Source organism: Leptospira bandrabouensis (assembly GCF_004770905.1).
In the GTDB taxonomy this organism is placed as follows: Bacteria; Spirochaetota; Leptospiria; order Leptospirales; family Leptospiraceae; genus Leptospira_A; species Leptospira_A bandrabouensis.
Genome location: NZ_RQHT01000014.1, coordinates 1,683,235 through 1,696,310 on the forward strand (window position 1 = coordinate 1,683,235; position 13,076 = coordinate 1,696,310).

The window sequence follows — 13,076 nt, forward strand, 5'->3', positions numbered from 1 at the left end:
GTTTTTGCTCAACTCTTTTACAAGGATTGAGTTATGAAACACTTACTTTCAGCCCTTGGGACGATTCTCGTCTCTTCGGTATCGTTTTTCTTCTTATATTCGGAATCGCAAAACCTCGTTTTGGCGGGGTCGCTTGCTGGAATCATTTTTCTTTATTCCCTATTCCTCGTGTTAGGTGAAAGAAAATTATTCCCTGAAATCAAAGCAGATGTTGTACTTTGCGCTAGTATCGGGGCTCTCCTCGGATTGTCCATCGCAGCATTTCCAGTGAGCCTTCTCAACGATTATGGTTATAAATCTATTGCTATCTTTGTTGCAGTTCTTCTTTTCCTAACTGGAATCAAAACAGGTGTGGCATTTGCAAAAAAACCAGGACTTTCAATTTTTGGTGGTGGGAGTGGGGCCGCAGGTTCTAGCTTTCAAATTCCAGGTTTAGATACTGCCAATACCCAAATTAAAGATAAAATTTTAGATACCTCTGTTGTAATCGATGGTCGAATTTTAGATATCGCTGATACTCACTTCTTAGATGGCCCACTTATTTTGCCTAACTTCGTTTTACGTGAGATCCAACTTATTTCTGACTCTTCGGATCCTATCAAAAGAGCTCGCGGTCGCCGTGGTCTTGAGATGTTGAATAAACTCCAAAGAAAAGGTTCCATTGAAGTAAAGATCACTTATACAGATTATTCTGATACTCGCGAAGTAGATGCAAAACTTGTGAAACTGGCTCGCGATACAGGTGGCGCCGTTGTTACTAACGACTTCAACCTTAACAAAGTAGCTGAGTTACAAGGGGTTCGTGTCCTTAATTTAAACAACCTTGCTAATGCCTTAAAACCAGTTGTACTTCCTGGTGAAGAATTCCAAATCTCTGTCATCAAAGAAGGAAAAGACGAAAACCAAGGAATTGGTTATCTAGAAGATGGCACGATGGTTGTCATTGAAAATGGTGGTCATTTAGTTGGAAAAGATGTACGAGTGGTCGTCACAAGTATCATCCAAACTGCTGCTGGTAAAATGATTTTTACAAAAGTGCAAAACGGTAACAATAACTACAACAAATCGTAATTTAATTTTAGTAGTCTAACGGGTATGAAACTGGTACGTTTTTTAATTTCACGCGAAGGGTTCATATCCGTTATTTGTTATGCGGTCACCGCATTATTTTCCTTCCTTTCTTTTGCTCCTTTAAGTCTTCCATTTTTTGTTTGGTTGGCACCCTTTGGGCTTTTTCTCATTGAAAAACGAAACCGGGGCGAATGGAAAAAATTGATCTATCATGGTTTCGGTTTTTCCATTCTATTTTATTTTGTTTCCTTCCATTGGATTTACCATATGACCACTGTATTCGGTGGGTTTGATTGGTATTTGGCAGTGCCCATTTTTATTGGTTCTGCGATTTTACTTAATTTTAAATTTCCTGTTTATCTTTTGTTATTTTCCTTTTTAGCAAAACGGGTGGGAAAATTTTTTCCTATCATTGCTTCTTTTTCGATATTATTTGCAGAATTTTTTACACCTCAAGTATTCCCTTGGTATTTTGGAAACGTTGTGGCTGAAAATCAAATTTTAGCACAAAACGCAGAGTATGTGAGCTCATACGGGTTATCTGTATTTTTATTTTTTGTTTCTTATTATTTGTTTTCACTTAGAAAACCAAAAACTGTTTTACGATTACTTACAAATTTTCTCACTAAACATAAAAATTTTCAAAAACAGTTTTTGTTAGGTGGTTTAAGTTTAGTTTTGGTTCTTGTTTTGTTTTTTGGAAATGGGTATTACTTATTTCAAAAATGGTCAAATGTAAAACCCATTGCGGAAAGGGATGTATTAATTGTACAACCCAATGCGCCTTTAGAATTTCGGGATGGTCGTAATCCTGCAGAAGAAATTCGTAATTTAATGACGCGAATCGATTTAATGACAGAGCGGGAATTAAAAGAAAATCCTGCAGATCTCGTCGTATTACCCGAGTCAGGTGTTCCATTTTTTACAACTCACGATTCAGAAGTGACGAGGTATAGTCGCATTTATTGGCACCAATTCGAATCTTTAATGGCTATTATTAGTTTGCGTCATGGAACCAATGTTTTTTATAATGAGTTAGATGCAGATTTAATACCTACAGCGCCACCCGGCCGTATTTCCAGACGAGATGTTCGTATGTATAATTCTTCGGTGATAATGAATCCGAATGGAGAAAGAAGAAATAGTTACCAAAAAGTTTTTTTACTGATCTTCGGCGAATACATGCCTTTTGAATGGATGTATGCATTGTCTGGACAAACTGGACAGTTCGCACCAGGAACCAATCTAAATTTAATTCCTTATTATGAACCAAGAAAGACTGCATCTTCACAATCAAAAGACCTGCACTTCGAAGATACGATGGCAATGGGACCAGAAGGGGTTCGAGAATACTATTCCAAAGAAAAAGTGGAAGAAAAACAAATCGGTAGTTTTTTACCTCTGATTTGTTATGAAGTGATCATCTCTGAGTTCGTAAGAAAGTTTGAGGGAGATCCTGATTTTATTGTCAATGTCACAAACGACAAGTGGTATGGAAATTCGGTTGAGTCTTACCAACACCATACCTTAGGTAGACTGAGAGCCATTGAATTTCGCAAATGGATTGTTAGGTCCACAAATTCTGGAACTTCAGTATTTACCGACCATCTTGGCCGCAACATTGACAATGATTTTACCCCGATTGAATCTACTGCTGTGATTCGTAAAAAAGTGCAAGTGATTCCTGGGGAAATGACTTTTTACAGGTTATACGGTAACTTACTTTCCTATTTATATTTGGGAATCGTAGGATTAGTGTTTTTCTTTTATGCGAAAAGGAATTCTTAAAGTTCTTTTTGACTTTAGATTTTATATAGCTCTCTATATCTCTGTAGTTTCCCATATAACATTAATTATATACTCGTTCAACAACTCAGATTCACCCTATCACAAAGTTCTTTGTGGCCCACCTTGGATATATGCAGAGGAAGAAGAAAAGGAACTCTCATTCCAGATGAATTTTGGAAAAATCGGTGGGGAAACTGGAAATGCAGAAACTTCCGAAGATCCAGGTGAGGGAGAGGAAGGAGAGGATGGTGATGGAAACGGTTTTTCCAAAGGTAAGTATAAAGGGAGCCAATGGGAAGAATTAGTCAAAGATTTAGAAGGTACCTCTTCTTTACGCAAACAATTCAAAAATGATTATGATTTAATCAATGAAAACTCTGGAGTTGCGGATTCTTATATCAAAAGAAATCGAGATTATGAAGATATCATAGTTAAAGATGTTTTTCCAACAGTCAAAGGAATCCGTGATCCTTTCCGTGTTGATATAGAAAACGCGGAAGATAATTTATTTGTCCACAAAGAACGAAACCGCATCATCGAAGATTTTCGAAAAGGAGATGAATCCTCTCCTCCTATTACGATGAGGATTTCTAAAGAAGGGGAGGCGGAACCAAAGTCTCCATTGACAATGACGAAGGATGACCGAACTCGTTATTTAGACAAAACTCTCAAACAAAAGAAAGAAAAACAATTGGATGAGTTTATCTCTCGGTTTATGGGATATGATCCCGATAAAGGAGATCTTAGTTATTTTGTTAGGGATTTATATTATGAAAACTTACAAAGATTAGCTTATCCTTTTAGTGGTGATCCTAGTTACTTTGCAATTGATTATTTTCAAGAAAATCTAAACAAAGAAGATTTTCTTAGACAAATGATGGCAGCTCTTTCAGAGAATTTAGGAACCAATACTGGAACAGAAATTCTTTTTACCATTGAAAATATTTATGAAATTCAAAGCCGGGCACTCGAACAATACTTTCAGGCAAAAGAATACTTAAAACTAGCAACTCCAGAACAAAAACAAACTCTACGTTATGAAACTCTGCGAAGGATGTCTGAAAAATACAAAAAGCTATTATTAGAAAAGAAACTCTTCCACCCAAAGGATGTGGAAGAAGCATATTCCAAAAAGAGAGTTGATATTTTAGATACTTTGATTGCAAAAACCCCGAATGGTTATCGAAAAAGAGATGGATATTTTGAAAAGGGAAGGGTTCTTTGGGAGGTAGGGAACAGTCGCAAAGATTCTAAACTACAAACAGAAGCTCTCAAAATATGGAATCGAATTTCCAACCTTCCCACTAATGGTGATTTTTTAAATGAAAAGGCGTTTGAATCCATCCAACTTTTGTTAAGAGATCTTGGAAACGTTTCGGATGCAGATCGTTTGCCACTACAAACAAAAGACCAAATTGAATTGATTCTACGCACAAGACTCAGTGAATCGATGAATCGAAAAAAAGAAAGAGAAGATAAATTACTTTGGCCTAAGATCAGCCAAAAACAAAAAAAAGCTGAAAACTAAAGTTAAAGAAAAAGTTATTAAATCTATTAGGCGTTAGGTGCTTTGTTGTTTTGATTTAGGTTACGGGGAACTCGGGAGTTGGATAGTTTAGATTTTTAAATTTTCGAGTCCGTTTTCGTGAAACTCTTGGGCCCATTTGTCATGAAAGGGAGTTTCTTTTTCAATTCGTTCTTCGATTGCCATTTGGGAGATGGCTGTTTCGCCGTAATGACGAAGGAAATCTCTGTGAGCCAGTCTTTCAATGAGGGCTTGCCAGAATACTTCGTCCTCGTAGTCTTCTATAATATCAACGAGTCCACTTTCTTCCTCAAATTCTCTGGTTAAATAAGGTTCTCCATTGTTTTGGTCAATTTGGACAATATTTCCAAGACCCGCATGGTCGGCCTGTGCAAATACGTGACGAACCACATCAGCAAACCGAGAATCCGTATCAGGTTCATCTTCGGAACGATCCTTGGCTTGGAGGGTAGAAATGACCCAGTCGCCCATATACACCAACTTGAGCAGGGTTTCGTATTGTTCTAGGGACAGTTCCATTTCCATTTAGGATCAGGTTCGGTCATGAGCTTATGAAGAAAAGAGTTTTTTTAAAAGAAGGATCGATCCATTGGTCTGAAAATTCAATCTTCGAGTAGAATTTCTTTGTTACGAAGAGGCCTATATTTATCTCGCACAATGGCAGTTATATCATCGATGGCAATGAGGACCTCTTGGTTCGGGTCATTGTTTTCATAGGGAAGATAAAAAAATCCTAGAATTCTGATGGAGCTTTTTTGAAGAAAAACTCGATCATTTTGATCAAAATTTTTGGAAATAGAAACCGTAATGGATTTCCAACCGCGATAGTTGAGTGAAGTGAGGTTCAGTTGTCTTACTTCTGCATCTTGTGATTCTATGATTAGTGTTAGGTTCCCATTGGACTGAGAAGAATAAATGGGAATGGTGATTTCTTTGATGAAGGCATTCACCTCAATTGGTTTTGGAAAGTATAATGAAAATGGAAAATTGGCATCTTTGGGGATTCGTAAGACAAGTGCTTGTTTGGAGCCAGGAATAGGTGCTGTAAAATTGGTAGAAAGGGAAATTTCTGGAAGTTTTGTACCTTTTTCTAATTTAGTACGCAAGTTACCTTGGTTGTAATTGGATAATTCAAAGTTTTCTAGTAGTATTTCCCGCCAAATCCCACTCTCGCCCCAAATCGGAACCATTCCAGAGAAGAAAAGAAAAAGTGTGAGATTCCTTAAGTTTCTTAGTGCAATCATGTTGACAATAATTCCTTAGAAGGGGGATATATATGTTTTATCTGTAAAAAGGAGACTTATACAAATGCAGGCGCACAAATACCTTTTGGCCATACTGACAATTACTTTCGCAGGCCAAATCACAGCACAAGTTGCTGCACCAAAAGCCACTACTTCCACAAAAGACCAGGCAATCAAACAAACAGAAACCACCTCTACTCAAGCCAAAGATGGTGTTGATAAAGTTGAGACAACTGTAAAAGACATCTTGGGTGACAAAAAAGAATCAGGAGCTTCTACTTCTGATGCGTCTGCTCTTTTTATTACAAGTAAAACTTCTTTTTCATTAGATGCAAAAGACGAATCTTCCACAATCGATTTTATCGAGTGGAAACCAAAAAACGGTGAATACAGAAAATACACTCAACCGATTCGTCTTGCTGAAGAAGGTCTTACTGAAATCTACTATCGTTCCGTAGATAAAGTAGGAAACGCGGAAACTCCAAAAATCCTTGTGGTTCATGTAGATAATACTGCACCAAGAGTAAATTTGGTTCCTCAAGAACAATTTTTTGTTTTAGATGGAGTTCCTTTCGCATCGAAAAACAATACTTATACTTTAGTTGCAGAAGACCAACAAACAGGTGTTGAAAAAGTACAATTCAGCATCAACCAAGAAGCTGCAAAAGTTTATGCTGATCCAATCAAGTTAGAGAATGGTGGAGCAAACGTAGTTAAGTATTCCGCTACTGATAAATCTGGAAATTCTTCTCCTGAATCTTCACTTATCATCAATGTAGATGATGTAAAACCAACTGTTGAAATCGTTCCTTCTTTTCCACTTGTTGATATCAATGGAAAAAACTTTCAAAGAAAAGGAAACGTTTTCTATGTAAATGCTACTGATAAAGAATCAGGCATTAAAAAAGTTTTAGTAAAAATTGACGAAGAAGAATACAAACCTTATGTAGAAGCAATCGTTATTGAAACACAAGGTGATCACGTCATTAAAGCAATGGCAGTTGATAATGTTGGTAACCAATCCGATGTAGTAGAAGTAAAACTCACTGTAGATTTAACTCCTCCTACTTCTACCATCCAAAAGTCAGCTGAAGAAACAAAAGTAGAAGCTCCTCAAGCAACAACTCCTGCTAAGTAATTCGACTAAAAAACTAGAACCGCTCTTTGGCGGTAGAAACCCCTTTCTATATGAGAGGGGTTCACTTTTTATCCTTTATTTTCCCAAAATCCTGTGTCAGTTGCGGGAGGATTGATTTCTTCTCTGAACTGTTAGCAGTTTGTAAGTTTTGTACGAAACAAAACTACCTTCCACAAAAACAATATTTAAAAACTAACCGGTTGAAACATCCTTCGGATCGATTTGTTTTTTACGATCAGGTCCTCTTTTTACAAAAGAGGGGAAACTTTGAAAAATGTCTTTTCCAGTCTCTAAAGTTTGAAAATGAACGTTTCCTTGCAAATTACTTTTGTTTAGGCCATAGGTTCCTTTGGAACTTTCTAAAAAACGATCCTCCCGATCGAATCTCCTTAGTTCCTTCCTCAAGGAAAGATGGTCCAAGGTCTTACCATTCTTCCTATGTTCTTTTTACAAAATGGATGCAGTTTTGGAAAATCAGGGAAGATACTAGTCTGCGTAAGGTTTCAGTGGACAAACAGTCATCCCAAGGTTACGAAAAGCGATTTTTTCATGCAAAAAAGGCATTCGAATTCATAAAAAGTGATAGAATCATTGAGGGACTTCATATTCTCATTGTAGATGATATATTTACGACAGGTGCCACTGTAAATGAAATTGCTAGGCTGTACAAAATGGCAGGAGCAAAAAAGGTGACTTGCGTAGTTTTACTGTTAAGTGGAGGTGATTGAATCGAATGGATGTTCAAGTCAAGGATGACATAAGGATTATTAAATTTTCTGGGGCCATCCTCAAGGTTGATTCAGATGAAATTGAAAAAGAACTTTCTAAACTCACACAAAGTTCTGTTAAAAAAATCATTTTGGATCTCACAAAGGTTCATCATATTTGTTCCACTGCACTTGGAATTTTTGTTGCCACCAAACGTAAGTTAAAGCCTATGAATGGCGATATCAAGGTGATTGTTGTTGATGAAGATTTGATTCAGCTTTTTGAAATCACAATGCTCGACAAAGTATTTGAAATTTTCCCTGATTTATCTTCCGCTATGGAAGGCTTTCAACTGGACGAGGAAGACTCCCACTGACAAAAAAAACTTTAGCATTTGCTTCCGGCAGTTTACACAAATGGAAGGAAATGCAAATGCTGCTTTCCCCTTACGGTTATGATGTTGTACTCCCTAAAGATTTAGGAATCAACTTCGCACCAGAAGAAACGGAAAGCACATTCACTGGCAATTCATTTATAAAATCAAAAGAACTCTATCGGCTCACGGGACTTCCTTCCTTTGCCGACGACTCCGGAATATCTGTCCCTGCACTTGGGGGAGAACCAGGGGTGTATTCGGCAAGATTCGGAGGTCCAGGTCTTACCGACAAAGAACGGGCTCTCTTCCTATTGCAAAAGTTAGGTGAAAATCCTAATCGGGTTGCTTATTATAGTTGTGTGGTAAGTTATGTGGATGGGATCAATGAAGTTTCCTTTGAAGGCCGAGTGGAAGGTGTCATTGCCAATGATTATGATGAGGAAGGTCCATTTGGATTTGGGTATGATCCAATATTTATTTATCCTCCCTTCGGAAAGAGGTTTTCACAGGTTCCAGAATCAGAAAAAAATACAGTCTCTCACAGAAAAAAAGCAATGGAACATTTTCTGGATTGGCTTTCTCATCTAAAGTAACAAAGGTTAAATTTTTATTTAATCAAAGTCGTTTGCACTATGAGATTTTTATTCTCTTTTTTTTTCTTTAGTTATGCGATCCTTTTGGTTGGGAACCCCGTGGAAGCACAGGTTCTCTGTTTGGGAGGGGAATGTTCTAATATTCCGAGTGAATACCAATTATTAGGAAATTTTGCAGAACCCGTATTTGATCGAATCTATACCAATGGATTCCTTCGTTCTATGGGGGAAAATGCCGTATTACAGAATTTAAATTCAAACCAATCGGGAGGATCCAACATCGAACGATACCGATTGGGATTAGGTTATACGATCTCTCAAGGTAGGGAGAAAGCCAGAGATTTTTACTACGAAAATTCTGAACTGAGAACTCTTCCCAAAAAGGGAGCGGCAGCCTCACCTTCACTCAGTTTTACGGCGAACTTAGGGCAATGGTTGGATGGAGCTTTTGCAAAACAGTGGAACCTAACTACCCATTTTTTCCCATATGAGTTTAATGAAGCGAATATACCTTTTGTCAAAATTAGAAACACTGATGTTCGAGGTAGGGTTTTTAATTCTGGGGCCGTCCTGAGATATTTTCCTATTGATTCTGGATTTTCTTTTGGAATGGGAGTTTTTCAAACCAACCAAGATCTTTACCTGAGCGCTTATGATAGAAGGCCAACCCAATTTAGAATTGATGGGGACAAACGTCGTTGGATTGGTCAAAACGATTTGTATTACCAATCGAGAATTGTATCTGGGTCTTTAGATTTAAAATATAACTATACAATCGGTTTTTTCTCAATCATTCCAGGAATTGGATTTGTTTATAATCATGGTTATACTGCTATCCATGCAAGTCGATTTGCTGCTATATCCACTATGGCAAATCCAGATGATTTTGGTTCTGTACCAAGTGCGATTGGCATTCGATTATCAACAAGACACAACCATAGGTCAGGTTTTGGATATGGAAGTTTAGGATTACAAATTAGTATGGGAAAATTTAGTTTTGTGACAGAATTAATGGCAGGGAAAGAAATTCAGTCGATTAATCTTTCCCTGCAACTTCAATTTTAAGTAGCGAGAATGGCACCACCGGTAAGTCGTTTGTAAAAATCGTTTCCTTCTCGTTCCAAAAATTCTTCGTAATTTCCTTTGAAATCTTTGATTCCTTCAGGTGTCACTTCGATGATTCTTGTACAAAGCGAGGAAATAAATTCCCTATCATGAGAAACAAGGATGACTGTTCCTTCAAACAAGGATAAGGCGTAGTTAAGGGCTTCAATGGTCTCTAAATCTAAGTGGTTGGTTGGTTCGTCAAGAGCAATGACATTGTCTCCGGCAAGGATCATTTTACCAATGATCATTCTTGATTTTTCACCTCCAGAGAGAACCGTTGTGGATTTGTTTGCCATATCTCCAGAAAAAAGCATACGACCGAGGATCGCACGGATTTCTTGTACTTCCGTTCCTTGGGGAGCGTTACGTAACAACCATTCCACGAGAGTGTCCGCATCTGGTTCCATCGCCTCACGGTGGTCTTGCGGGAAAAAGGAAGTTTCTACGGAATCTCCCCATTTTACCTGACCAGAATCTGGTTCTATTTTTTTTAATAACATTTTGAGAAGGGTTGTTTTACCAACTCCGTTTGTTCCAACGATCCCCACTTTTTCCCCTTTGGTGATGGAGGTACTAAATTCTTTGATGACTGGTTTCCCATCGTAAGCTTTGGAAATATTAATGGCTTCGAACACATCTTTTCCAAGTGTACGTTTTGCTTTGAAACGAATGTAAGGTGCTACCCTAGAAGAAGGTTTTACATCCACCATATCTGCTTTGATTTTTTCGATCATCTTTTGACGAGATGTAGCTTGTTTTGATTTACTTGCATTGGCAGAAAATCTAGAAACAAACTCTTGTAAGTCGGCAATTTTTTCTTTTGCACGTTTGCTATCACTCATGAGTTGTTCACGAGATTGTTCTGCTGCAATCATGAAGTCGTCATAATTTCCAGGGAACACTCGGATGGTATTGTAATCTAAATCAGCAATATGAGTGGCAACTGAGTTAATGAAGTGACGGTCGTGGGAAATTACGATGACCACTCCCTCGTAGTTTATTAGAAGTTCTTCTAACCAGTGAATGGTTTTGATATCTAAGTGGTTGGTAGGTTCATCCAGTAGAAGGACGTCTGGTTTTAAAAATAATACTTGGGCAAGAAGGACTCGGAGTTTGAATCCACCGGTAAGAAAATTTAAAGGGCGATTGTGCGCAGAAGTAGGGATTCCTAATCCTTCTAGAAGTTCACCCGCCACCGATTCGGCCTCATACCCGCCCATATCAGCAAAAACTTCTTCAATTTCGGAGATACGCATTCCGTCTTCGTCGGTCATCTCTTCTTTGGCGTAAATGGCATCTCGTTCTGTCATCACGTTCCAAAGTTCTGGATTTCCCCGAAGGACGGTGCCGAGAACGGTCTCATTCTCGTATTCGTAGTGGTCCTGTTTGAGGTATCCGACCTTCATATCCTTGTCCACCACCACAGAACCAGCAGTGGGCTGTAAAATACCCGCTAAAACCTTCATAAAGGTCGATTTTCCGGACCCGTTGGCCCCAATCAGACCGTAACGGCATTCCGGTTTGAATTTTATGGAGACGTTTTCGAAAAGAGGTTTTTTCCCGAAGGAGACTGTAATGCCGCTAGCTTGGATCATAAGTCAATTTTCTAAGGGAATCGGAGGTTTCAACCGACATTTCGTATGGTATGGCACGGATTCTTATCATCATTCTCCTCTTTTTCGGGAACGGGCTCATTAGCTCACAAAGTGTAAAAAATGGAATCCAGGTTTTGGAGGGGGATCTTTTAAATACCGGCCATCTCCTCCGCACGGACAAACAGGTTTTTCGGATTAGTGGTGGTGTCTTACAAGAGGAATTAGCATATTTAGCCGGGAAAAAGATACGGATGTTATGCGATGTGCAAGCAGAAACTTGTAATCCTATTCGTTATGAGATGGAACCCTTCGAATCTGGCAAAACACCAGACTGGACCTTAAAAAAAATCCCTCGCTATGTGACAGGGGGACTTTTTTCTTTTAATCCTCAGTGTACACCTGATGGAAAGATTTTATTTTGGACCGCCCTTGTTCGCGAAGGGGGTAGATCCACCCAAAAAATTTGGGCCGCCAAACGAGACCAATACGGGTTTTGGATGCAAGGAGAACAACTTCCCACGCCACTGAACAATAAATTTCCTTCTGCTGTCATTTCAGCTCTCCCCGGTGGGAATGAACTTTTTGTTTTTGGGAATTTTGGGGAAGAAGAAATGCTCGACAACTTAAAACGGGAGATGATGTATAAATCTCAAATTGCTACAAGAGAAGCACAAAACCCAAAAGAGTTCCATCTTGTTTTGACAAAGTTAGAATCTGAATATAAAGAACGGACAGAAAAAATCCAAAACCGTGCCCCATTATATAAAACTCGTAAAACGGAATCGGGTTGGTCGATGCCCACTCCGATAAACTTCCCTAGCTTTTATAACTGGTATAAAAAGGCAGATAATCCCAACCAACAAGTATTTGGTGGTTCTGCATTGGCATCGAGTGGTCGGACACTTATCTACTCAGCCCAACAAAAGAAAAATTACGGTAAATTAGATTTATATGTAAGTTTACAAAATGATTCGGGTGTATTTGAAGAAGGGATTAATTTAGGAAACACTTTGAACACCGTTGAAGAAGAAATGGCACCTTTCCTTGCTCCCGACGACAAAACATTATATTTCTCTTCTTCTGGAAGAAAAGAAGGAATCTCAATATTTATCACAAGAAGATTGAATGATTCTTGGACTGCTTGGTCAGAACCACAAGAATTGTCTTCTAACCTAAGAGGTGTTAATTTTTTTAGCATCCCTGCCGTAGGAAATTGGGCTTACGTTTCTCGGGAAGGGGAATTGTACATGGCGGCCATTCCTAACCATTTCCAACCTGATCCTGTGGTGGTGATCAAAGGAAAGGTGGTGGATGAAGAGGGGAAACCACTTTCAGCTTTTGTTCAGTATGAATCTTTAACGAGAAAAAAATCAATAGGATCGACTGTGAGTGATCCAAATACAGGTGAGTTTAGCATCATCTTGCCGTATGAGGAGAACTATGGGTTTTATGGAGAGAAGGAAGGTTATCTTCCTGTTTCACAAAACCTTAATTTGGTGGGTAAAGAGAAAGAAGACAAAGAAAAAACGGTCCTTCTTGTCCTTCCCAAGTTAAAAAAAGGAAACCAAATTGTGATGAACAATTTGTTCTTTGCCTTTCGCTCTGCTGAACTTACCAAAGAATCGGAGCCGGAATTAGACAGATTGGCAGGTATTTTACGAAAATCTGCGAATTTGAAAATTCTCATCGAAGGTCATACAGACAACGTGGGAACCAAATCTGCCAACCAAAAGTTGTCCCTGGAAAGAGCAAATTCAGTTGCTAATTATTTAAAGTCTAAACATAAGATAGAAGAAACACGGATTGCTGTGGTGGGATTTGGTCCCTCGGCTCCAATTGCTGACAATCAGACCGAAGAAGGTCGTGGGACGAACCGAAGGGTAGTCTTTAAAATTTCGGAAGAGTAACCA

12 protein-coding genes are annotated in these 13,076 nt (G+C 38.6%); 9 read left to right on the top strand and 3 right to left on the bottom strand.

From position 1 onward, the window contains the following. Positions 1-33 precede the first annotated feature (33 nt). Genes EHR07_RS15125 through EHR07_RS15135 form a run of 3 tightly spaced genes read left to right on the top strand, consistent with a single transcriptional unit; the run spans position 34 to position 4,387 of the window. Positions 34-1,071 carry a PIN/TRAM domain-containing protein gene (locus EHR07_RS15125; RefSeq protein WP_135745821.1) on the top strand — a complete coding sequence of 346 codons (1,038 nt, stop codon included), beginning with the start codon at positions 34-36 and terminating at the stop codon, positions 1,069-1,071. Positions 1,072-1,095: 24 nt separating this feature from the next. After that, the gene (locus EHR07_RS15130) at positions 1,096-2,859 is read left to right on the top strand and encodes an apolipoprotein N-acyltransferase (protein ID WP_135745822.1); all 1,764 of its coding nucleotides are present in this window, start codon (positions 1,096-1,098) and stop codon (positions 2,857-2,859) included. After that, positions 2,840-4,387 carry a hypothetical protein gene (locus EHR07_RS15135; RefSeq protein ID WP_135745823.1) on the top strand — a complete coding sequence of 516 codons (1,548 nt, stop codon included), beginning with the start codon at positions 2,840-2,842 and terminating at the stop codon, positions 4,385-4,387. The genes EHR07_RS15130 and EHR07_RS15135 overlap by 20 nt, the downstream gene beginning before the upstream one ends. A gap of 87 nt (positions 4,388-4,474) precedes the next feature. On the opposite strand, the gene EHR07_RS15140 is transcribed toward EHR07_RS15135, so the two are convergent. Together EHR07_RS15140 and EHR07_RS15145 are read right to left on the bottom strand one after the other, a co-directional pair. Then, positions 4,475-4,924, bottom strand: a complete 450-nt coding sequence (locus tag EHR07_RS15140; RefSeq protein WP_238778354.1) for a hypothetical protein — start codon at positions 4,922-4,924, stop codon at positions 4,475-4,477. Positions 4,925-5,007: 83 nt separating this feature from the next. After that, the gene (locus tag EHR07_RS15145; RefSeq protein ID WP_135745825.1) at positions 5,008-5,649 is read right to left on the bottom strand and encodes a flagellar filament outer layer protein FlaA; all 642 of its coding nucleotides are present in this window, start codon (positions 5,647-5,649) and stop codon (positions 5,008-5,010) included. 64 nt (positions 5,650-5,713) lie between these two features. On the opposite strand from EHR07_RS15145, the gene ompL47 reads away from it, so the two are divergent. The 5 genes from ompL47 to EHR07_RS15170 are packed head-to-tail and all read left to right on the top strand — an operon-like array spanning position 5,714 to position 9,529. Beyond that, complete coding sequence (ompL47, locus tag EHR07_RS15150; protein WP_135745826.1) at positions 5,714-6,787, top strand: multi-beta-barrel domain surface protein OmpL47; 1,074 nt, start codon at positions 5,714-5,716, stop codon at positions 6,785-6,787. Positions 6,788-6,813: 26 nt separating this feature from the next. Further along, positions 6,814-7,515, top strand: a complete 702-nt coding sequence (locus tag EHR07_RS15155; protein ID WP_244288955.1) for a ComF family protein — start codon at positions 6,814-6,816, stop codon at positions 7,513-7,515. A 5-nt stretch (positions 7,516-7,520) separates the two neighbouring features. Next, positions 7,521-7,871: an STAS domain-containing protein gene (locus tag EHR07_RS15160; protein ID WP_004785977.1), complete on the top strand. Its 351-nt coding sequence runs from the start codon at positions 7,521-7,523 to the stop codon at positions 7,869-7,871. Beyond that, positions 7,868-8,464: an RdgB/HAM1 family non-canonical purine NTP pyrophosphatase gene (gene rdgB, locus EHR07_RS15165; RefSeq protein WP_135745827.1), complete on the top strand. Its 597-nt coding sequence runs from the start codon at positions 7,868-7,870 to the stop codon at positions 8,462-8,464. The genes EHR07_RS15160 and rdgB overlap by 4 nt, the downstream gene beginning before the upstream one ends. 39 nt (positions 8,465-8,503) lie before the next feature. Next, positions 8,504-9,529, top strand: coding sequence for an Lsa36 family surface (lipo)protein (locus tag EHR07_RS15170; RefSeq protein WP_135745828.1), 1,026 nt, complete (start codon positions 8,504-8,506; stop codon positions 9,527-9,529). Here the strand turns inward: EHR07_RS15170 and EHR07_RS15175 are convergent. Then, positions 9,526-11,166, bottom strand: a complete 1,641-nt coding sequence (locus tag EHR07_RS15175) for an ATP-binding cassette domain-containing protein (RefSeq protein WP_135745829.1) — start codon at positions 11,164-11,166, stop codon at positions 9,526-9,528. The genes EHR07_RS15170 and EHR07_RS15175 overlap by 4 nt on opposite strands. Before the next feature lie 50 nt (positions 11,167-11,216). Between EHR07_RS15175 and EHR07_RS15180 the strand changes: the two genes are divergently transcribed. After that, complete coding sequence (locus tag EHR07_RS15180; protein ID WP_135745830.1) at positions 11,217-13,073, top strand: OmpA family protein; 1,857 nt, start codon at positions 11,217-11,219, stop codon at positions 13,071-13,073. Positions 13,074-13,076 lie beyond the last annotated feature (3 nt).

Coding starts and splice junctions, on each gene's coding strand:
- EHR07_RS15170 (WP_135745828.1), top strand. CDS start 8,504: ATGAGATTTTTATTCTCTTTTTTTTTCTTTAGTTATGCGATCCTTTTG.
- EHR07_RS15160 (WP_004785977.1), top strand. CDS start 7,521: ATGGATGTTCAAGTCAAGGATGACATAAGGATTATTAAATTTTCTGGG.
- ompL47 (WP_135745826.1), top strand. CDS start 5,714: ATGCAGGCGCACAAATACCTTTTGGCCATACTGACAATTACTTTCGCA.
- EHR07_RS15180 (WP_135745830.1), top strand. CDS start 11,217: ATGGCACGGATTCTTATCATCATTCTCCTCTTTTTCGGGAACGGGCTC.
- EHR07_RS15145 (WP_135745825.1), bottom strand. CDS start 5,649: ATGATTGCACTAAGAAACTTAAGGAATCTCACACTTTTTCTTTTCTTC.
- EHR07_RS15140 (WP_238778354.1), bottom strand. CDS start 4,924: ATGGAACTGTCCCTAGAACAATACGAAACCCTGCTCAAGTTGGTGTAT.
- EHR07_RS15135 (WP_135745823.1), top strand. CDS start 2,840: ATGCGAAAAGGAATTCTTAAAGTTCTTTTTGACTTTAGATTTTATATA.
- EHR07_RS15175 (WP_135745829.1), bottom strand. CDS start 11,166: ATGATCCAAGCTAGCGGCATTACAGTCTCCTTCGGGAAAAAACCTCTT.
- EHR07_RS15125 (WP_135745821.1), top strand. CDS start 34: ATGAAACACTTACTTTCAGCCCTTGGGACGATTCTCGTCTCTTCGGTA.
- EHR07_RS15130 (WP_135745822.1), top strand. CDS start 1,096: ATGAAACTGGTACGTTTTTTAATTTCACGCGAAGGGTTCATATCCGTT.